The organism is Streptomyces sp. AgN23 (genome assembly GCF_001598115.1).
Lineage (GTDB): Bacteria > Actinomycetota > Actinomycetes > Streptomycetales > Streptomycetaceae > Streptomyces > Streptomyces antimycoticus.
The window spans coordinates 9,400,108-9,419,289 of the sequence record NZ_CP007153.1; the positions used below are offsets into that span (position 1 = coordinate 9,400,108).

Sequence of the window (19,182 nt, forward strand, 5' to 3'; positions counted from 1 at the left end):
CCCGTGACGACCGTGCCGCGCCGGCTGCTCCGTGCCTGGTGGTCCGGCCGTGCGTGCTGGGCGTCGACCGTGCCGCGCTGGCTACTCCGTGCCTGGTGGTCCGGCCGTGCGTGCTGGGCGTCGACCGTGCCGCGCTGGCTGCTCCGTGCCTGGTGGTCCGGCCGTGCCGGGCGTCGACCGCGCCGCGCATCACCGCGCCGCGCATGCCGCGCATCACCGCGCCGCGCGTGACCGCCGCGCATCACCGCGGCTCCGCACCCCACCGCGCTATCCGCCGGAAGGGGCATTCTCGGCGGGCCTGGTTGACATGCCTCCCTCAGCTCTCTACCGTCCCTAGGCTGTTAGGAAACCTACTTAACCAATGCTCTGCCTGCCCTCAGGGAGACATCCGTGGTCCTCCTTCCGGCACCATCCCGGCGGCGGGCGCGAGCCCGCGTCCGACGCGCCCTGACCGCCTCGCTCGCCGTCGGCGGCCTCCTCCTCACCGTCTCCCTGACCACGGGCGCCGCGCCCCCGCGCCCCGGCACGGCTACGGGCGCCCCGGCCCCGGTGACCCGGGTGGGCGGGGCCCCGGGCACCGCGACTCCGCTCACCGGCTTCGCCACGCAGTCCTCGGCCAAGGTGTCGGACACCCCCGCGGCCGTCTCCACCCCCGGCTACCCCACGTCCGGCTGGCACCCGGTGGGGCCCCGGTCGACGGTGCTCTCCGGGCTGCTCAAGGCCGGCACGTACCCGGATCCGTTCTACTCGACCAACCTCAAGAAGATCCCGGCCGCCGACTTCGCCGTCCCGTGGTGGTACCGAAGCGACTTCACCGTGGCCGACCCCTCCCGCCGCACCTATCTGGACGTCAGCGGTGTGGTGTCCGCCGCCGATGTGTATGTCAACGGGACCCAGGTCGCCACCAAGGACCGGATCGCCGGCGCGTACACCCGCCATGAGCTGGACGTCACCGACCTGGTCAAGGCGGGCACCAACACCGTGGCGTTCCGCGTCCAGCCCAACGATCCGCGCAAGAACCTCACGACGGGCTGGATCGACTGGCTGCAGCCCCCGCCCGACGAGAACATGGGCATCGTCCGCGATGTGCTGGTCCGCCGCAGTGGCCCGGTGGCCCTGCGCGACGCGCATGTCACGACCCGGCTGGACACCGACTCCCTCGCCTCCGCCGAACTCACCGTCAAGGCCCAGGTCCGCAACGACTCCGACGCCACGGTCACCGCCACGGTCTCCGGTACGGCCGGCCCCGCGGCCATCAGCCGCACGGTGTCGCTCGCCCCGCACCAGACCAAGACCGTCATCTTCACCCCCGACGATGTTCCGGGGCTGCGGCTGGACCGGCCCAAGGTGTGGTGGCCCGCCGGGATGGGCGATCAGCCGTTGTACGACCTCGTCCTGACCGCCACCGTCTCGGGCACCCCCTCCGACACCGCTCACCACAGCTTCGGCATCCGCGATGTCAAGGCGCCGCTGAACGCCGACGGCGCCCGCCAGTACCGCATCAACGGACGCCCGCTGCTGATCAAGGCGGGCGGCTGGTCGCCCGATGTGTTTCTGCGCTGGGACGCCCGCTCGGTGGCGGACCGGCTGAAGTACACCCTCGACCTGGGGCTGAACACCGTCCGCCTCGAAGGCCATATCGAACCGGACGAGTTCTTCGACCTCACCGACCGCTACGGCATCCTGACCCTCCCCGGCTGGGAGTGCTGCGACAAGTGGGAGGGCCAGGTCAACGGCGATGAGACGGGGGATCAGTGGACCGCCGCCGACTACCCGGTGGCCAAGGACTCGATGGCCGCCGAGGCCGCGCGGCTGCGCGACCACCCCAGCGTCATCTCCTTCCTCATCGGCAGTGACTTCGCCCCCGACGCCACCATCGAGAAGAACTATCTCGACGCGCTCGACGCGGCGGACTGGCCGAACCCGGTGATCCCCGCCGCCTCCGCCAAGTCCTCCCCGAAGCTCGGCAAGTCCGGCATGAAGATGACGGGCCCCTACGACTGGGTCCCGCCGGACTACTGGTACGCCAAGCGGGAGGGCGGGGCCACCGGCTTCAACTCCGAGACCAGCGCCGGACCCGACATCCCCACCCTGGACACGCTCCGGCGCATGATGTCCCCCAGCGAACTGGAGACCCTGTGGCGGGATCCGTCGGCCAAGCAGTACCACCGGTCACCGTCGGACACCTTCGGTGACCTCAAGCTGTTCGACAACGCGCTGATCGGCCGCTATGGCCCGCCGACCGGGCTGACGGACTATGTGCGCAAGGCGCGCCTCGCGCGGTACGAGGCGGTGCGCGCCCAGTTCGAGGCGTACGCGCGCAACTTCTCCGACGCCTCCCGGCCCGCCACCGGTGTCGTCCACTGGATGCTGAACAGCGGCTGGACCTCGCTCCACTGGCAGCTCTTCGACCGCTATCTGGACCAGGGCGGGGCCTACTACGGCGCCAAGAAGGCCAATGAGCCGCTGCACATCCAGTATTCGTACGACTCCGGCTCGGTGGTCGTGGTCAACAGCCGGCACACCGCCGCCACCGGTCTCACCGCCCGGGCCAGCCTCTACACCCCCGACGGCACCCGGAAGTTCGACAAGAGCGCCACCGGCCTTCGGGTGCCGGGCGACGGCGGCAAGACCACCGCGCTCACCGTCCCGGCCCACGTGAGTGGCGTGTCCGGCACCTATCTGGCCAAGCTCCAGCTCACCGATGACGCGGGCAAGGAGATCGGCCGCAATGTGTACTGGCTCTCCACAAAGCAGGACGTGCTCGACTGGGACAACACCGACTGGTATTACACCCCCACCACCTCCTACGCGGATCTGACCGGGCTGGACGACATGGCCGAGGCGCCCGTGTCCGCCACCGCCACCACGACCGGCGGGCCGGACTCCACCGCCACCACGACCGTCACCCTGCGCAACACCGCGAGCCGTGGCGCACCGGCGCTGCTTGTGGACGCCCATCTGGTGAACGGCTCGGACACGCCCGTCCTGCCCGTGCGCTGGTCGGACAACCAGGTGAGCCTGTGGCCGGGGGAGTCGGTGACGCTCACTGCCACCTATCGCACGGCGGACCTGGGCGGTTCGGCCCCCTCGGTCCGGATCTCGGGCTGGAACACCGCCACCCGTACCATCCCCGCGGCCGCCAAATCCCGCTGATCGGCCCCGTCCTGAAATCGTGTCGAAAGGAATTTTTTCGGCGAGTCCGATGCATGGAGCAAGTTCACACTTTTGTATGCTTTCTCCAGCGCGTCGTTCCCCCGTGTCGGACAGTCACTGTCCGTACGTTCACGAAAGGGGCTCCATATGCACACCATGGAGGTTCGCCCACCGGTACCCAGCCGTTCCACCAGCAGATGGCGTCGATACGGCCGACTCGCGGCCGCCAACTTCGTCCGCGGCGCGTCATACGCCTGCGGCACCGCGGCCATCGGCCTGATGGCGTGGTGGGTGCAGACCCGCTGACCCGCCCCGCCACCCCGTCCCGAGCCGGAGCCCCTGACCGTCCCGCACCGTCGCGGCGGCCGTTGAGGCCATCGCGACGGCCCGGCTATGCCTGCGGATGCGGCTGTGAGCGGAAGCGGGGGAAGTGCAGCCCCCGGTGCTCCGCGCGCGGAGCACCGCCGCCGAGATGGGCGCGCAACTGGATGCCGTGCATGATCTCGATGATGCCCAGGGCGAGCAGCCAGATGCCGGCCACCACGGTCAGCGCCGTGATCGAGCCGAACGGGGCCACGATCAGGATGATCCCGCCCAGGATGGTGAGCACACCGAGGAACAGATGCCAGCCACGGGCGGGCATGCCCTCACCGGAGATCGCCGTGGCGGTCTGCATCACGCCCCGGAGCAGCCAGGCGAAGCCGATCCACAGCGCGAGCAGCAGAATCGACTGGGCCGGACCCCGGAAGCAGAGCAGTCCCAGCAGCACGCTCAGCGCCCCGGTGACGAAACTCAGCACCCGCAGATGCCTCGGTATATGCGCCCCGAAGGCCCCGACCAACTGGAAGATCCCGCTGATCAGCAGATAGGCGCCGAACAGGGCGCCGATCACCACCAGCGTGGCCCCCGGCCACGCCAGCACCATGATGCCCAGCGCGATCGCCACCACACCCGCGGCCACCAGGACCTGCCAGGCGGTGTCGGACAGCATGTTCTGCACCGTGGCATAGGGGGCGCCCTCGCCGAAGGGCCGCTCTCCCGGTCGGCCGGAGGGTTCCCCTCTCGGCTGCTCGGCGCCGTGCGGACTGTCGGAGGAGTAAGTCATGTCGTCCACCTCCTGGGGGAACAGGATGGCCGTGGGCCCCCACATCCATCGTCCCCCCGCGCCCGTCCCCGCGCCTGATGACATGGGGGAGTGCCTCGCGGGCGGCGGTCACGCATGGCAAGGTGGTGCATGAGGCCGTGTCCTGGGCGCGTCATAGGGAGGCTCGCATGGACGACAGGGAGTTCTTCCGGACAGTGGCGGACCGCACCCAGCTCTCACGGCAGGAAGCGGCCGATGTCACCCGCGCCACGCTCGAGACCGTGGCGGCCCGCCTCAGTGCGGGCGAGGCCCGCGATCTCGCCCAGGAACTGCCCGAACACCTCCGGGAGTCCCTCCAGCGCGGGGAGGGGGACATGGAGATCTTCGACCCAGACGAGTCGGTCCGCAGGGTGCATGAGCGCACCGGGCTGTCCGAGCCGGAGGCCGACCGAGGTGTCCGGGCGGTCCTCGCCACGCTCCGGGAGGCCGTCTCCGCCGAGGAGTACGACCACGCCATGTCCCAGTTGGGCAGCGAGTTCGCGAGGATGGCGGAGTCCGCGCGCTGACCCGGCCATGGGCGATGCCGCTCATCCGGCCCGCCAGCCGCTCCACCGCCCGACGGTGATCTCCACGACCGGCCCGCGCGGCGGCCGGTCCCGGTACTGGACTGGGTAGGTGTCCACGAGCAGCCGGACATAATCCGAGGACAGCGCCGATTCGTCCGCCGGCGGCAGGACGCGGGCCGTGCCATCGCCCCGCGCCCACCACAGGTGGTCCCAGTTCTCGTCGTAGTCGTCCACCAGGAGGCATACGGCGGGGTGGGCGCGGATGTTGTCCAGGCGCTTGAGCCGCGTCGTCCGCTTCGGCTTGTGGTCGACGGCCGTCACCACCGTGTCGCCGGTCAGCGCGAAGACCACCGGCACCAGATGCGGGCGGTCCTCGGCGCCGACGGTCGCCAGCCGGGCCAGCCTGGCCCGCGCGAAACGCTCGCGCGCCTGCGCGCTCGTCAGCTCCGGCATCGCGGCCCCCGCCGGCTCACCGGAACCGGGCGGCGATCTGGGACATCGCGTCCAGCCGTGCGAGCGTCTCCGCCTCCGGCAGGGTCGGCAGATAGAACAGCACCCGCTCCACACCGACGCGCTGATACCCCTCGATCGCCTTGGCGTCCTCCGGCACCGCGTACACCGTCACCGGCACCTCACGGCCGGCCACCTCGCGCATCCGCTTGATCTGCGGGCCCAGCTCCTCGGGGGATCCGCTGTTGGCCAGCCAGGCGTCGCCGAGGTCCGCGATCCGCCGGAACGTGGCATCGCCACCACCACCGACATAGATCGGCGGATGCGGCCGCTGGACGGGCTTGGGCCACTGGAACACGGGGTCGAAGTTCACGAACTCCCCGTGGAATTCGGCCTTCTCCTTCGTCCACAGCTCGCGCATGGCGCGCAGCCGCTCGTTCATCAGCCGACCCCGGGTGGAGGGATCCGTCCCGTGGTTCTCCATCTCCTCACGGTTCCAGCCGGCGCCGACCCCGAAGACGGCTCTTCCGTTGGAGACCAGGTCGAGGGAGGCCACCTCGTTGGCGGTGGTGATCGGATCCCGTTGCACGACCAGGAGGATCCCGGTCCCCAGCAGCAGTCGCTCGGTGACCGCGCCGATCGCGGCCAGTGTCACGAAGGGGTCGAGGGTGCGGTAGTACACCTCCGGCAGGTCTCCGCCACCCGGATAGGGGGTGCGGCGCTCGACCGGGATATGGCTGTGCTCCGCGATGAAGAGCGATTCGAAACCGCGCTCCTCCAGGGCGCGCCCCAGCGGGGCGGGCCGGATGCCCTGGTCGGTGACGAACGTGGATACGCCGATTTTCACTGCGGCTCCCTGGGAAGAGGTGCGTCGATGGTCTACGGGAACCACATGGGTACCCGGCCCGGCGGAAACCGCAACGGTGCGCACGAGTGACACGGCGTGCCCGCCACGAGGATCTCGGGGACGACGCGAGGCCCTACGACCGGCGCTCACCCGGGCCGAGCAGGACACCCCGCTCCGCGTAGAACCGCCCGAGGTCGGCCCAGGGGACCTCGGCGAAGCGCTGCGAAGCGTCCGGGAAACCCGACGGGTTGTGCACGAGGAGATGGTCCGGGGTGGCGCCGACGGCCAGCACCAGATGGCCGCCCCGGTGCGGCGGCCGCGGATCCAGGGTGCGCAGTGAGGGGTGGACGGACAGCATCGCGAGCCGCCCGGCCGCGAGATGTTCCGGCAGCTCCTCGGCCGGCAGCCGCGGCCGGGACTCGGCGAACAGCCCCCAGCGCCGCCGCGCGTAGGCGGCGAACGGAGCGTAGATGAGCCCGTCCACGCGGTCCGGATGGCGCACATAAGCCCCCGCCTCGACACACTCCTCGGCGAGCGTCACCGCGGGCGGCGCGGTGCCACACCAGTGCTCCAGGGCCATCCGCAGACACGCCATCCCGCACAGTCGCCATGACCAGAACGCGTACTCCTCCCGGCTCGCGGCCCCGGACCTCTGCCACAGCGGGTCGTCGGCCGCCGACAGGGTGCCCCCGATGATGTCGGGCACCAGGGCGGCCGACTCCCACTGGGCGTAGTAGGGGACGGGACGGGTGAGGAAAACAGGGGCGTCGGACATGTGCCCCAGTCTTCCCGACATCCGCCCGCCGCGCCGTGGCTCCCGGTCAGCCGCCGGTGGCGAAACCCGGGAAGAGGGTCATCCCGCCGTCGACGTAGATGGTGGTGCCCACCACGTAGTCGCACAGGTCGGAGGCCAGGACCACGGCGGCGTTGGCGATGTCCAGGGGGTCGCCGATCCGGCGGTACGGGATGAGCTCCAGGAGGGCGGTCCGCGCCTCGGGGGTCTGCCAGGCACTGCGGTTGATCGGGGTCTTGATGGCGCCCGGCGCGATCGCGTTCACCCTGATCTTCTGGGGCGCGAACTCCTGGGCCAGGGTCTGTGTCAGCATCGCCACGCCGCCCTTGGACGACGCGTAGTTCACATGGCCCGCCCATGGGATGATCTGGTGGACCGAGCTCATACAGATGACTTTCCCGGCCGCCCGCGACACCTCCGGGACCACACCACGCCGCAGGAACTCCTTGATCGCCTCCCTGGCGCACAGGAACTGGCCGGTGAGGTTCACGGAGATGACCTTCTCCCACTGCTCCCGTGTCATCTCCACCGTGGGGGCATCCCGCTGGAGCCCCGCGTTGGCGACGAGGATGTCGATCGTGCCCAGGCGGTCGACCATCGTGGACACCAGGTCGATGACCTGGTCCTCCTGGGACACATCCGCCTGATGGGCGTAGGAGTGCACACCGTGGCTCTGGATCTCGGTGACGACGGCCTCGGCGGCCGGCCGGTCACTGGCGTAGTTGACCACCACATCCGCGCCGGCCTGTCCCAGGGCGATTGCGGTTGCCTTTCCGATCCCCGAGTTCGCCCCGGTCACCAGCGCCTTCTGCCCCTTGAGGAGTTCCGGGACAGGGACCGGAGGAGGACGCTCGGGATTGGTGTTCACTGGCTTTCGTCTCCTTCGCTTGGGCGTCCGTCATCCGCCGCACCGACCCTCGCAGTCCGCGGGGGGAGCCGCCGCTCCCCACGGCGCCACGGTCACCCGCTAAGGCGATGCACATCGTTCCAGCGGCGCAACGCGGCCCGGCGCGGTCGGCCCCGCTCAGCGGGCCTCGGCCAGCGCCTGGTCGCGCAGTGTCGAGCAGGTGCGGTTGATCAGCCGCGAGACGTGCATCTGCGATATGCCCAGCTGCTCGGCGATCCGGCTCTGTGTCATATCGCAGAAGAAGCGCATGTAGAGGATCTGCCGCTCCCGGTCGGGGAGCCGGCTCAGACCGGGGCGCACGGCCTCGCGGTCCACCACCCGGTCGTACGCGGTCTCCTGGGCGCCGAGCGTGTCGGCCAGGGAGTAGCCGTCGTCGGAGCCGGTGAGCTGGGCGTCCAGGGAGAGCGGGGTGAAGCTGCCCATGGCCTCCATACCGGCCCGCACTTCCTTCTCGGTCAGTCCGGTGCGCTCGGCGATGTCCTGGGTCCGCGGCGGCCGGTCGTCCGCCGAATGGGACAGCTCCCGGTGGGCGGCCCGCACCCGGTTGCGCAGGTCCTGGACCCGGCGGGGGACGTGCAGCACCCACAGATGGTCCCTGAAGTGGCGCTTGATCTCGCCGACGATGGTGGGTACCGCGAACCCGGCGAAGGCGGTGCCGTGTTCCGGGTCGTAGCGCTTGACGGCCTTCACCAGACCGAGCGCGGCCACCTGCTGCAGGTCCTCCAGGGATTCGCCGCGGTTGCGGTACTGCCGGGCCAGCCGTTCGGCCATCGGCATCCACGCCTCCACTACCCGACGGCGCAACGCCTCCTTCTCCGGCCCGTCGGGAAGACGGGCCATTTCCGCGAACTCGGCGCTGGTGTCGGGCGCGTCGTCATGCGGGTGCTTCGTGGGGCCGGTCTGGGGCCGTGCCATGTCCTGAGTCGCGGTCGTCACGGAACACACCTCCTGCGATGGGCTGACGGGTCACCTGGGACCGGGGGTGCATCGCGGGAGGTTCACGGAGACGTGCTGACCGGCGCGCCGCCGCGGTGTGGAGCAATACAGACTGCTCCCGCGGTGCGTGCCTACGGTCCGAAGCACGAATATCCGCTTGCCCTGGGCCCTGGGGGGCAAACAAAGTTCTTCCGGACGGGTCCGCGCGGCGGCACACCGCGGCGAACACCCTGCCCCGAGCGGTCGCCGTGGGGCCCGGGCTCAGCCCAGCAGCGCGGCGACCGTCATCAGCACCGGTGCCGCGAGCAGCGTGGACAGCAGGATCGACTCACGGGCCAGGATGGTGGCGGTCTCATACCGTGAGGCGTAGGTGAACAGGTTCTGAGCTGCCGGTAGCGCGGAGGTGACGACGGCGGCGAAGAGCGCCGGGCCGCCCAGCCCGAACACCCCCGCCGCGATGGCCCAGGCCACCACCGGCTGGGCGAAGGACTTCAGCGCCACCGACAGCAGCACCGGCCCGCGTTCCTCGCCGCGCCCGGGGAGTTGACTGCCCGGCAGCGAGATCCCGAACGCCAGCAGCACGGCGGGCACGGCCATGCCGCCCAGCAGCGAGAGCGGTTCGGTGACGGGCCCGGGGATACGCCAGCCCGTGGCGGACACGAGGACGCCGGACAGCGAGCCGATCACGATGGGGTTGCGGAACGGCGTGGTCAGCCTGCGGATCGGCGAGGGCCGCCGGTCGGGGCGGCTGAGGTCGATGACCGTCAGGGCGATCGGGGTCATGACGAGTTGCTGGAAGAGCAGCACCGGCGCGATCAGGCTCGCGTCGCCCAGGACATACATCGCGATGGGGATGCCGAGGTTGCCCGCGTTCACATAGCTCGCGCACAGCGCGCCGATCGTCGTCCGGCCCACGCTCCACCGCCGTACGGCGCCGACGGCGACGAATGTGCCCGCCACCACGAAGGTGCTCAGGGCGGTCACCAGCAGCGGGGTGGAGATGACGGCGGAGAGGTCGGCCTTGGAGAGCGTGGTGAACAGCAGCGCGGGGGAGGCGACATCGAAGGAGAGCTTGGTGAGCACCTCCCGGCCGTGCTCGCCGAGGGAGCGGCGGCGCCCGATGACATAGCCGGCGACGATGATGGACGCGATGACGCCGAAGCCGGTGATCACACCGCCCACTGGGCCTCCACCCCACCGTGGCCGGAGCGTCCGGCGCGGTGTGCCGCGAGGTCTCGTTCGCTCGTCGTGGTGGTCGAGGGCCAGGGCGCGGCGGTCATCAAGGGCGTCTTCCGGGTGCGTAACGGTCAGCATGCACCCTACAAGTAATTCCGCCGTGGCGCTGGTGAAATCGGTTACAGACCGCTGGTCAGGGGTCAGGTGATGGTGAGGGTGCGTCCCCCCTTCGCCAGGGAGCTGTTGCCCGCGAAGACCCGGATCTCGCCCTTCTGCAGCAGGAATCTGCCGTGCGGGTCCTGGGTCCAGAAGCCCAGCTCCTCGGCGCTCAGCCGGAAGCGCACGGTGGTGGCCTTCCCGGCGCCGAGGCTCACCCGGCGGAAACCGCTGAGCCTGCGCACCGGTTGCACGATGCTCGCCACCGGATCGCGGATGTACAGCTGCACCACCTCATCGCCCTTGCGGCGCCCGGTGTTGCGCACCGCGACCGCGACCTCGACGGTGTCGCCCTTGCGCAGCGCCTCGGCCCGGACACGGCTGACGCTGAGCCGGGGTTCGCCGATGTCGAAGGTGGTGTAGCTGAGGCCGTGGCCGAAGGGGAACTGGGGCCCGTAGGCGAGGTCCAGGTACTTCGAGGTGTAGTGGTTGGCGCGGTCGTAGGGGCGTCCGGTGTTCTCGTGGTTGTAGTAGAGGGGAATCTGCCCGACCGTGCGCGGGAAGGTCACCGGGAGCTTGCCACCGGGGTTCACGGTGCCGAAAAGGACATCCGCGATGGCGTTGCCGCCCTCGAGCCCCGGATGCCATGCCTGCAGCACGGCGGGGGTGCGGTCCAGCCAGCCGCCCATCGTCAGCGGACGTCCGCTGAGCAGCACCACCACGAATGGCGCGCCGGTGTCCGCTATCGCGGTGATCAGCCGCTCCTGCCGGCCGGGCAGACCGAGGTCGCTGCGTACGGACGCCTCCCCGCTGAGCGTCGCCGCCTCCCCGACCACCACCACGGTCACATCGGTCGCCCTGGCCGCCGAGGCCGCCCGGGCGATGCCCCGGGTGCTCCGGCCGGACGCGTCCACGCCCTCGACATGGCTGACACTGGCCTTCGGCGCCGCGTCCTTGACCGCGTCCAGGACGGTGACCGGGCGGAACGCGTCGGCCCAGGTCCCGGCCCAGGAGCCGCGCAGGTCGGTGGAGTCGGCGAAGGGCCCGACGACGGCGATGGAGCCCGATCGGTCCAGGGGGAGCGTGGACTTCTCGTTCTTGAGCAGCACCATGGTGCGTCCGGCCGCCTCGCGTGCCGCCGCACGGGATGCCTTCGTGGGCCCGGCGATCGCCGTGTCCTCGTCCGCGTAGGGGTGCTCGAAGAGCCCGAGCCGGAACTTCAGGCGCAGGATGCGGGCCACCGCGTCGTCCAGCCGCTCCACGGTGATCTGCCCGCTGCGCAGCAGCCGCTTGCCGTACTCGTTGATGGTGGTGCTGGCCATCTCCATGTCGATCCCGGCGTCGAAGGCCAGCCGGGCCGCGTCGGAGCGGTCGGCGGCATAGCCGTGGACGATCATTTCCTGAACGCCGTTGTAGTCGCTGACGACAAAGCCGCGGAAGCCCCACTCCTCCTTGAGGATGTCGGTCAGCGCATGCCGGTAGCCGTGCGCGGGGACTCCGCTGACGGTGTTGAAGCTCGCCATGACGGTGGCCACCCCGGCGTCCAGGGCCGCCCTGAACGGGGGCAGGTAGAAGTTGCGCAGCCGGGCCTCGGAGACGTCCACCGTGTTGTAGTCGCGGCCGCCCTCGACGCCCCCGTAGGCGATCATGTGCTTGGCGCAGGCCGCGAGGCGGCGCCGGGAGCGGAGGTCGTCGCCCTGGTAGCCGCGGGTCTTGGCGGCCGCGAGTGCCGCCGCCAGGTAGGGATCCTCGCCGTCGCCCTCGGCGATCCGCCCCCAGCGCGGTTCATGGGTGACGTCCATCATCGGGGAGAACGCCCAGTGCACACCGTTGGAGCGGGCCTCCACCGCCGACACCTCCGCGTCCCACTCGGCCACCGCGGGGTCGAAGGCGGCGGCCTGGCCGAGGGGGATGGGGAAGGTGGTCCACATGCCGTGGATGACATCGAGGCCGAAGATCAGCGGAATGCCCAGCCGGGACTTCTCGACGGCCATCCGCTGCAGGGTGTTGGTGGTGCGGGCCCCGTAGATGTTGAGCACGGAGCCGAGCCTGCCCCTGCGGGCCGCCTTCTCCGCGGCGGTGGTCTGCCCGCCGCCGGGTCCGGTGTCGCCGGTCCAGGCGAACTGCTGCAGCTGGCCGAGCTTCTCGTCGATGGTCATCCGCGCCATCAGGGCCCGGATCCTGGTCTCGTACGGGCCGGACTCCGTCCCCGGCCGGGGCGCGTCGGAGGAGGGGGCGGGTGGGGCCTGGGCACGGGCGGTCGCGGCCTTGCCCGCGATGGCCGTCCCTCCGGCCGCGGCGAGCACCGTACGTCTGCGCACATCATTCATGGTCTTCGTCCTGGCCTTCGGCGATCTGTTGTCCCCGAGCCCGAGTTCCTCAAGACCATGCTGGTCACGACCCTGTGCGGGATGCGGGCCGCCTGCCGCGGGCGCGCGGCCCGGGCCGCCACCTTTGCCGTAGGTCTTCTGCCAACGTACGACAGGATCGGCGTCCGGGCTCCCGGTACCTCCGGTGTTCCGGGCGGGGGGCCGGAGGGCGATAATGACGTCAACGGTTAACCGTCGACCAGCGACCGGTCCATCCGCCGGAAGGAGCCCGTCGGTGCCCATCACCTCGCTGCAGCAGCAGTCCCTCGGCGATCTGGTCGCGCATGAGCTGCGTGTGCTCATCGTGTCGGGACGGCTGCGCCCCGGCACCCATCTTGTCGAAGGCGCCCTCGCCGAGCAGTACGACGTCAGCCGTGGCCCGGTCCGGGACGCGCTGCGGCGGCTGGAGGCCGAGGGGCTGGTCGAGGCGCGCCGCCGCGGGGTCTTTGTCACCGGGCTCACCGAGGAGGACGTCGGCGAGCTCTACACCCTCCGGGAGTCCCTGGAGACGCTCGCCCTCACGCTCGCCATCGGCAGGGCGGGGCCCGGCGGCTGGGAGCCCGCCGAACGCTTCGTACGGGACATGCGCGACGCCGCGGACCGCGCCGCGGGCGGTGACTTCGCCCTCGCCGACCTGGAGTTCCACTCCCAGTTCTATGTGCTCTCCGGGCATCGCAGGCTGCTGGCGGTCTGGGAGCAGTACCGTCCCACCTTCGGTGTCATGCTCGACGTCACCAACACCCAGGACGTCGATCTGCGCCCCTCCGCCGAGGCCCATGCCGACCTGCTGGCGACCGTGCGCGCCGGCGATGTCGAGCACGCCGCCACCACCCTGCGCGAACACCTCCTCGGCGCCGGGAACCGGCTCCGCTCCGCGCTGCGCTCCGCACGCGCGGCGGCCGACCAGGGGTGAACCGCCCGTCCCTGGAGGGGCATCGGAAAGGGCATCGAAGGGGCATCGCCACCGCGGCGGCCAAGGGTGCCGCGGCCCGCGTCAGGCCCGGCGCTCGTCCATGCCCGCCATCAGGGCCTGGTGGCTCATCCGCACATGCTCCCGCATCACCCGCTCCGCGCCGTCCCCGTCCTTGGCCTGGATCAGGTTGAGGACGCGATGGTGCTCACCGTCGGACTCGTCCAGCCGGCCGGGCCGGGACAGCGAGGTGCGCACCAGCCGGGCGTAGGCCAACTGGTTCATCAGGGTGCGGTAGTGCGCCTCCAGCTTGCTGTTGTCCGCGCCCACCACGATCAGATCGTGGAACTCGTGGACCAGCGACGCGTATTGCTCGGCGTCGCCGTCCTGGACCGCCGCGTCGGCCGCTTTCATATTGGCCTCCAGACGCTCCACTTCCGGTACGTTCCCGCGGAAGGCGAGCAGCCGGGCGGCGGCGCCCTCCAGCAGCTCCTTCATCTGGAACAGCTCCGTCAGCTCGCGCCGGGACGGTACGGCGACGAACGTTCCGACCCGTGGCCGCACCTCGACCAGCCCCTCGATCTGGAGCTGCTTGAGGGCCTCGCGGATGGGCGTCCGGCTGACGCCGAAGGTCTCGGACAGCGCCATCTCGGAGAGGCTGGAGCGGGGCGGCAGTTCACCACTGATGATCATCTGCCGCAGCTCTTCGGCGACCCTCGCCTGCATGCTGGTCTGCTGAAGCCGCTTTCCGGTGGGTTGTTGCATGGCACGGGACCCTAGAGGTGGCCGCCGCTCCCCGTCAACCGAGGGATCAGCGGAGAAACCAACCGGAGGCGCGCTCGGGTGTTGTGCCATACAAGAACCCTTCCTTCGGCCTGAGACCGGCCGAGACCCGCTCCAGACCGGCCGAGACCGGCCGAGACCCGCTCCAGACCCGCTCAGGACCTCAGGATGAAAGGATCCCCGGCGGGCTCCTCACTGGTGTTGATCCAGACGCTCTTCAGCCGGGTGTACTCCCGGATCACCTCCGTGCCGTGCTCGGTCCCCATCCCACTGGTCTTGAACCCGGCCCGGGGCGACATCGGCGACATCGAGCGATAGGTGTTGGTCCACACCGTCCCGGCCTCCAGCCGGGCGGCCATCCGGTGCACCCGGTTCACATCCCGGGTCCACACACCCGCCGCCAGGCCGTACGCGGAGTCGTTGGCGATGGCCAGGGCCTCCTCCTCGGAGCCGAAGGGCATGACGGTCGCGACCGGCCCGAAGATCTCCTCCTGGCAGATCCGCATCCCGTTGTCGGTCCCGGTGAAGACGGTGGGGGAGTAGAAGTACCCGTCGAGGCCGGTGTCCGGACGCCTGCCGCCGCAGACCACCTTTCCGCCCTCGGCCTGCCCCAGCTCGACATACGACTCGACCTTCTCCAGCTGCTCGGCGAGGGCCAGCGGGCCGAGCTCGGTGGTCTCCTCCAGCGGATCGCCGACGCGGATCGTGGCCGCCCGCGTCGTCACCCGCTCCAGGACCTCGTCGTACGCCTCCCGGTGCACCAGCACCCGGCTTCCCGCCACACAGGTCTGGCCCGCGGCCGCGAAGATGCCCGCGATCACCCCCATGGCGGCCGACCCCAGATCGGCGTCCGGGAAGATGATGTTGGGCGACTTCCCGCCCAGCTCCAGCGTGCAGCCGATCAACCGGTCGGCACAGGTACGGGCGATCCGGCGGCCGGTCCCACTGGAGCCGGTGAAGGTCACCTTGGCCACGGCCTCGTGCTCGGTCAGCGGCGCGCCCGCCTCCGTGCCGTACCCGGTGACCACATTGACCACTCCCGGCGGGAACCCCGCCTCCTCGAAGAGCGGTGCGAGCGCCAGCAGCGAGGCCGAGGTGTGTTCCGAGGGCTTGACCACCACCGTGTTCCCCGCGGCCAGGGCCGGGGCCAGCTTGGTGGCGGTGAGCAGCAGCGGGGAGTTCCAGGGGGTGATGGCACCGACCACGCCCACCGGTTCGCGCAGGGTGTAGTTGAGCAGCTCGCGGCTCGCCCCGGGGATCACCTCGCCCTGGATCTTGTCGGCGAGTCCGGCGTAGTAGTAGAAGTACTCGGGCAGCCCGGCGAGTTGGGCCCGCATCTCCCGCAGCAGCTTGCCGTTGTCGAGGGTCTCGGTACGCGCCAGCCGCTCCGCGTGCTCGCCGATCAGATCGCCCAGGTTCCGCAGCAGCCGCCCGCGCCGGGTCTGGCTCAGATCGCGCCAGCGCGGATCCTCGAAGGCGGTGCGGGCGGCGCGCACCGCACGGTCCACATCGGGGGCCGTGCCGCGCGCCGCCTCGTACCAGGGCTCGGCGGTGGCCGGGTTGACGCTGGTGAAGTAGCCGCCGTCGACGGGGGCGGTCCACTCGCCCGCGATGTAGTGGTCATGGCGCGGCAGAGGGTTCATGAGCGGTGGGACTCCTGTCCGGTATGGGCTCCGGTGTCGGCTCCGGTGTCGGTTCCGGTATGGGCTCCGGTGCCGGTTCCGGTGTCGGTTCCGGTAGGGCTTCCGGGGTGGGCTCCGGTGTGGGTGAGGATCACGTCGGTGAGTTCCGGGGGGCATTCCAGCGGCAGCAGATGGCGGGCGCCGGGCACGATCACCGCCCGGCCGCCGGGGATCCGCCCGGCCAGCCGGTGCGACATGGCCGGGGTCGAGCCGGGGTCCCGCTCGCCGGTCACCGCCACGGTGGGGGCGGCGATCCGGGGGAGCCACCGCCACAGCCCGGTGTCGGCCGTCGCGAAGACCCGGTAACACGCGAGGTAGGAGGCCCGGTCGTTGGCCAGCAGGGTGTCGAGCACCCGCTGCGCCAGCGCGGGGTCCTGGGCCCGCCAGGCGGGCGAGAACCAGCGGTCGACCGCCGCCCACGCGGACGCCCCGAAGTCCTCGGCGGCCAGCTTCTGGCGGCGGGCAACCGCCGCCCGCTCCTCCTCCGACCGGCCCGCGACCGAGCTGACCAGGGTGAGCGAGGCGGTGAGGTCCGGCCGGTCCAGCCCCAGCCGCTGGGCGACCAAGGCCCCGAGCGAGAAGCCGACGACATGCGTGGGGCCGCTCAGCAGCGCTCCGACGTCCGCGGCCAGCTCGGCGAGGGACACCCCGGCCGCCGCGGCCGGGGAGGCGCCATGGCCGCGCAGGTCGATCAGCGTCACGCGGTGCCGGGCGGCCAGCGCGGGCAGACAGCGGTCCCACATGCGGCGGTCGAGCCCCACGCCGTGCAGCAGCACCATGGGCGCTCCCGTGCCATGGGACTCATGGGCGAGCGCCACCGGCGGCCGGGCCCCCGCCGGAGCCGGCCCGCCGGGAGCGCCCGCCCCCAGCGCCCCGCCGGGAGCCCGCACCGCGTCCATGCCGCTCACCGCTCTGTCGACAGCGGGGCCAGCCGGGCCTGTGGGCGGCCCTGGGCGGCCGCCGCGAGCCCGATGACGATCTCGTCGGCGCGCGGTCCGTCCGCCACCCGGACCTCGATGCTCTGGTGGTGCGAGCGGATGGTGGCGTCGGTGATGTGCTTGAGCGGAATGTCGAAGACCGTCCCCGCGGCGGCCCGCTTCTCCACGGCCGGCAGCAGGGTGGTCGCGTTCGCCGCCCGGCGGAAGTGGTCGCCGAACTTGAGGGTGTGGATCAGCGCGGAGCCGTGCTCGACCTCCCCGTCGAGCCCCACGATCGCGGCCTTCCCGTACGCCTCCACCGGCGCGTCCAGCGCCTCGACCACGCGGGGCGCCAGCAACGCGCCCAGCTTCGGCGCCACCTCGTCGATCCCGGGCAGCAGATCCGCCACAAAGCCCTGACCGGCCCACGGGTTCTCGATGACGGCGAGCACCACCGCCGTACGCGCCGGCGGGTCCACCGGGCGGCCGCCCTCGCTGTGGATGTCCTCGGTGAAGGTGATGATCTTGCGGATGTTCACGTCACGGTCTCCAGATCGTCCAGATCGGCGAGGCGGATGAGGGGGTCGGTGGCGCGGTCCCCGATCCGGGCGTTCGGGCGGGGGCCGGAGGCCCCGGCCGCGATGACGACGATCTCGTCCGGGCGGGGCGCGTCGGGGATGCGGATCTGGCAGGTCTGGTAGTGCGAGCGGGTCGCGGCCGCGGTCTTGTGCCACAGCGGCACGGTCAGCGGCTCACCGGCCGGAAGCCGGTCGTCGCTGAAGACGATGATCGAGGTGCCCTCGGTCAGCTCGCGGAAGACATTGCCGAAGAAGGGGGTGTGGATCAGCGCGCCGCCGTGCTCGATCTCCCCGTCAAGGCCCACGATCGCGGCCTTCCCGAAGGACTCGATCCGGTCGACCCCGCCCAGCGCCTCGCTGATCCGGCCGGTGAGCAGCCGGGCCAGCCCCGGTGCGATCCGCTCCACCTCGGGCCCCAGATCGGCGACGAGGCCGCCACCGGCCCAGGGGTTGTGGATCACCGCGGCCGCCGCGACCCGGCGCACCGGCACCGCGACCGGGCGGCCGAGCTCCAGCAGCAGCTCATCGGCGACGGTGACGACCTTGCGCAGCAGCGCCTCAGCCATGACCGCCGCCGGTGGTGAACTGCGGCATGACCTTCTCGGCGAACAGCTCCAGGCTGCGCATCGCGTTGCGGTGCGGCAGACCGGGGTGGGTGGTCCACAGCAGCAGATGCTCCAGGCCCACCTCGTCGCGCAGCTCGGCGATCTTCTCCGAGACGTACTCGGGGGTGCCGACCAGCAGATTGCGCCGCTGGAGGAAGTCGAAGGACAGCTCATGGGCGTCGGTGAGCTCCTCGCCCGCCTCCATGAGGTTGCCCAGTCCCCGCCAGTGCATGATCCACCGGTAGGTGGTCATCAGCGCCTCTTCGAATTCGGCGCGCGCCTGCTCCATGGTGTCCGCGACATACACATCGCGCACCAGACCGATGCCCTCGCCCAGCGCGTACTCGCGCCCCGCCGCCCGGCTCGCGGTGTCCCGGTAGAGCTCGAACCGCTCCTTGAGCGCGGAGACCGGTGGCAGCCAGAAGAGTCCCTGGACGCCGTCCGCCGCGGCGGCCCTGATCGAACGGGGGCTGTCGATGACCTGCCACAGCGGAGGATGCGGCCGCTGCAGCGGAAACGGCGTGACCTGCATCTTCGTGATGACCCCGGCCTCGGTGTACTCCGGGGTGGCGGGGGAGAGGGGGTGGTTCCACTTCACCCCGGGGGCGGGGAACTCGTAGAAACGGCCCTGGTGCGAGAAGAACTCGCCGCTCCACGCCTTGCGCAGGACCTCTACCGTCTCGTCGTACAGCGCGCGGTTCTGCTCCTGGTCGCGCGGATCGGCCAGGGCGTTGAGGTTGAGCGCCTCGCGGCCGTACAGCCCCCGGCCGAGACCGACCTCGACCCGGCCCCCGGAGAGCTGGTCGAGCATCGCGATGTCCTCGGCGAGCCGCAGCGGATGCCAGAAGGTGGCGATCGAGGCCGCCTGGCCGATCCGGATATCTGTCGTGCGGGCGGCGATGTCCGCCCCCATCAGCACCGGGTTCGGGGTGATCTCGATCGCCTCGTGCCCGAAGTGGTGCTCGGTGTACCAGGTGGACCAGAAGCCCGCCCGGTCCGCGGTGACCGCGAACTCCCGGGCCTCTGCCATGACGTCGGCGTACTCGCCGAGACGGCCCGGGGCACCGAGGTTGTGGAATATCGAAAAGCGCATGCAGCGTCCGTCCTGTTCTTCTGGCTCACGCTGTGCCATGGCAGGGAGGCTAGGAGTCCGATTCCAGCCCCGTCAAGGGCCACGGCCGAGACAACAACTATTGACCTGTGTCTTTGCTGTTCGGACGGGCCTTGCCGGCTCATTTTCGCTTCATTCATCCCTAGGTGTTGACAG

At 71.0% G+C, this 19,182-nt stretch carries 17 protein-coding genes; 3 read left to right on the top strand and 14 right to left on the bottom strand.

The annotated features are described in order from the left end of the window. The first annotated feature begins 390 nt into the window (after positions 1-390). Positions 391-3,156 (top strand): exo-beta-D-glucosaminidase, encoded by a 2,766-nt coding sequence (locus AS97_RS40715; RefSeq protein ID WP_210566650.1) that lies wholly within the window; start codon positions 391-393, stop codon positions 3,154-3,156. A gap of 391 nt (positions 3,157-3,547) precedes the next feature. Here the strand turns inward: AS97_RS40715 and AS97_RS40720 are convergent, their stop codons facing one another. Further along, complete coding sequence (locus AS97_RS40720; protein ID WP_086709845.1) at positions 3,548-4,261, bottom strand: HdeD family acid-resistance protein; 714 nt, start codon at positions 4,259-4,261, stop codon at positions 3,548-3,550. A 167-nt stretch (positions 4,262-4,428) separates the two neighbouring features. On the opposite strand from AS97_RS40720, the gene AS97_RS40725 reads away from it, so the two are divergent. Beyond that, positions 4,429-4,806 (top strand): DUF2267 domain-containing protein, encoded by a 378-nt coding sequence (locus AS97_RS40725; protein WP_059144606.1) that lies wholly within the window; start codon positions 4,429-4,431, stop codon positions 4,804-4,806. Between the two features lie 21 nt (positions 4,807-4,827). On the opposite strand, the gene AS97_RS40730 is transcribed toward AS97_RS40725, so the two are convergent. The 7 genes from AS97_RS40730 to AS97_RS40760 form a co-directional block, all read right to left on the bottom strand. Beyond that, positions 4,828-5,259 carry a TIGR03668 family PPOX class F420-dependent oxidoreductase gene (locus AS97_RS40730; protein WP_086709839.1) on the bottom strand — a complete coding sequence of 144 codons (432 nt, stop codon included), beginning with the start codon at positions 5,257-5,259 and terminating at the stop codon, positions 4,828-4,830. A 16-nt stretch (positions 5,260-5,275) separates the two neighbouring features. Then, positions 5,276-6,103: an LLM class F420-dependent oxidoreductase gene (locus tag AS97_RS40735; RefSeq protein ID WP_059144608.1), complete on the bottom strand. Its 828-nt coding sequence runs from the start codon at positions 6,101-6,103 to the stop codon at positions 5,276-5,278. A gap of 133 nt (positions 6,104-6,236) precedes the next feature. Then, the gene (locus AS97_RS40740) at positions 6,237-6,878 is read right to left on the bottom strand and encodes a C39 family peptidase (protein WP_059144609.1); all 642 of its coding nucleotides are present in this window, start codon (positions 6,876-6,878) and stop codon (positions 6,237-6,239) included. Between the two features lie 46 nt (positions 6,879-6,924). Further along, positions 6,925-7,764, bottom strand: coding sequence for an SDR family oxidoreductase (locus tag AS97_RS40745; protein WP_059144610.1), 840 nt, complete (start codon positions 7,762-7,764; stop codon positions 6,925-6,927). A gap of 156 nt (positions 7,765-7,920) precedes the next feature. Beyond that, positions 7,921-8,718 carry a SigB/SigF/SigG family RNA polymerase sigma factor gene (locus AS97_RS40750; RefSeq protein ID WP_059144677.1) on the bottom strand — a complete coding sequence of 266 codons (798 nt, stop codon included), beginning with the start codon at positions 8,716-8,718 and terminating at the stop codon, positions 7,921-7,923. Between the two features lie 282 nt (positions 8,719-9,000). After that, positions 9,001-9,921 (bottom strand): AEC family transporter, encoded by a 921-nt coding sequence (locus tag AS97_RS40755; protein ID WP_086709838.1) that lies wholly within the window; start codon positions 9,919-9,921, stop codon positions 9,001-9,003. A gap of 194 nt (positions 9,922-10,115) precedes the next feature. Then, complete coding sequence (locus AS97_RS40760; RefSeq protein WP_210566651.1) at positions 10,116-12,401, bottom strand: glycoside hydrolase family 3 N-terminal domain-containing protein; 2,286 nt, start codon at positions 12,399-12,401, stop codon at positions 10,116-10,118. Between the two features lie 274 nt (positions 12,402-12,675). Here AS97_RS40760 and AS97_RS40765 point away from each other — a divergent pair, with 274 nt between their 5' ends. Beyond that, positions 12,676-13,353 (top strand): GntR family transcriptional regulator, encoded by a 678-nt coding sequence (locus AS97_RS40765; RefSeq protein ID WP_210566652.1) that lies wholly within the window; start codon positions 12,676-12,678, stop codon positions 13,351-13,353. 81 nt (positions 13,354-13,434) lie between these two features. Here the strand turns inward: AS97_RS40765 and AS97_RS40770 are convergent, their stop codons facing one another. From AS97_RS40770 to AS97_RS40795, 6 genes are all read right to left on the bottom strand, one after another. Next, positions 13,435-14,115 carry a GntR family transcriptional regulator gene (locus AS97_RS40770; protein ID WP_059144613.1) on the bottom strand — a complete coding sequence of 227 codons (681 nt, stop codon included), beginning with the start codon at positions 14,113-14,115 and terminating at the stop codon, positions 13,435-13,437. 173 nt (positions 14,116-14,288) lie between these two features. Next, positions 14,289-15,776 (bottom strand): aldehyde dehydrogenase, encoded by a 1,488-nt coding sequence (locus AS97_RS40775; protein WP_210566653.1) that lies wholly within the window; start codon positions 15,774-15,776, stop codon positions 14,289-14,291. Continuing rightward, positions 15,773-16,714: an alpha/beta fold hydrolase gene (locus AS97_RS40780; protein ID WP_247204649.1), complete on the bottom strand. Its 942-nt coding sequence runs from the start codon at positions 16,712-16,714 to the stop codon at positions 15,773-15,775. The genes AS97_RS40775 and AS97_RS40780 overlap by 4 nt, the downstream gene beginning before the upstream one ends. A gap of 5 nt (positions 16,715-16,719) precedes the next feature. Beyond that, positions 16,720-17,271: an amino acid synthesis family protein gene (locus tag AS97_RS40785; protein WP_059144615.1), complete on the bottom strand. Its 552-nt coding sequence runs from the start codon at positions 17,269-17,271 to the stop codon at positions 16,720-16,722. Further along, the gene (locus AS97_RS40790) at positions 17,268-17,876 is read right to left on the bottom strand and encodes an amino acid synthesis family protein (RefSeq protein ID WP_086708295.1); all 609 of its coding nucleotides are present in this window, start codon (positions 17,874-17,876) and stop codon (positions 17,268-17,270) included. The genes AS97_RS40785 and AS97_RS40790 overlap by 4 nt, the downstream gene beginning before the upstream one ends. Continuing rightward, positions 17,869-19,008, bottom strand: a complete 1,140-nt coding sequence (locus AS97_RS40795; protein ID WP_210566654.1) for an LLM class flavin-dependent oxidoreductase — start codon at positions 19,006-19,008, stop codon at positions 17,869-17,871. Before AS97_RS40795 ends, AS97_RS40790 begins: the two co-directional genes overlap by 8 nt. Positions 19,009-19,182 lie beyond the last annotated feature (174 nt).

Excerpts from the sequence above, each read along its gene's own strand:
- AS97_RS40730 (WP_086709839.1), bottom strand. The coding sequence starts at position 5,259 with ATGCCGGAGCTGACGAGCGCGCAGGCGCGCGAGCGTTTCGCGCGGGCC.
- AS97_RS40770 (WP_059144613.1), bottom strand. The coding sequence starts at position 14,115 with ATGCAACAACCCACCGGAAAGCGGCTTCAGCAGACCAGCATGCAGGCG.
- AS97_RS40760 (WP_210566651.1), bottom strand. The coding sequence starts at position 12,401 with ATGAATGATGTGCGCAGACGTACGGTGCTCGCCGCGGCCGGAGGGACG.
- AS97_RS40740 (WP_059144609.1), bottom strand. The coding sequence starts at position 6,878 with ATGTCCGACGCCCCTGTTTTCCTCACCCGTCCCGTCCCCTACTACGCC.
- AS97_RS40790 (WP_086708295.1), bottom strand. The coding sequence starts at position 17,876 with ATGGCTGAGGCGCTGCTGCGCAAGGTCGTCACCGTCGCCGATGAGCTG.
- AS97_RS40795 (WP_210566654.1), bottom strand. The coding sequence starts at position 19,008 with ATGCGCTTTTCGATATTCCACAACCTCGGTGCCCCGGGCCGTCTCGGC.
- AS97_RS40750 (WP_059144677.1), bottom strand. The coding sequence starts at position 8,718 with ATGGCACGGCCCCAGACCGGCCCCACGAAGCACCCGCATGACGACGCG.
- AS97_RS40775 (WP_210566653.1), bottom strand. The coding sequence starts at position 15,776 with ATGAACCCTCTGCCGCGCCATGACCACTACATCGCGGGCGAGTGGACC.
- AS97_RS40725 (WP_059144606.1), top strand. The coding sequence starts at position 4,429 with ATGGACGACAGGGAGTTCTTCCGGACAGTGGCGGACCGCACCCAGCTC.
- AS97_RS40780 (WP_247204649.1), bottom strand. The coding sequence starts at position 16,714 with ATGGACGCGGTGCGGGCTCCCGGCGGGGCGCTGGGGGCGGGCGCTCCC.
- AS97_RS40720 (WP_086709845.1), bottom strand. The coding sequence starts at position 4,261 with ATGACTTACTCCTCCGACAGTCCGCACGGCGCCGAGCAGCCGAGAGGG.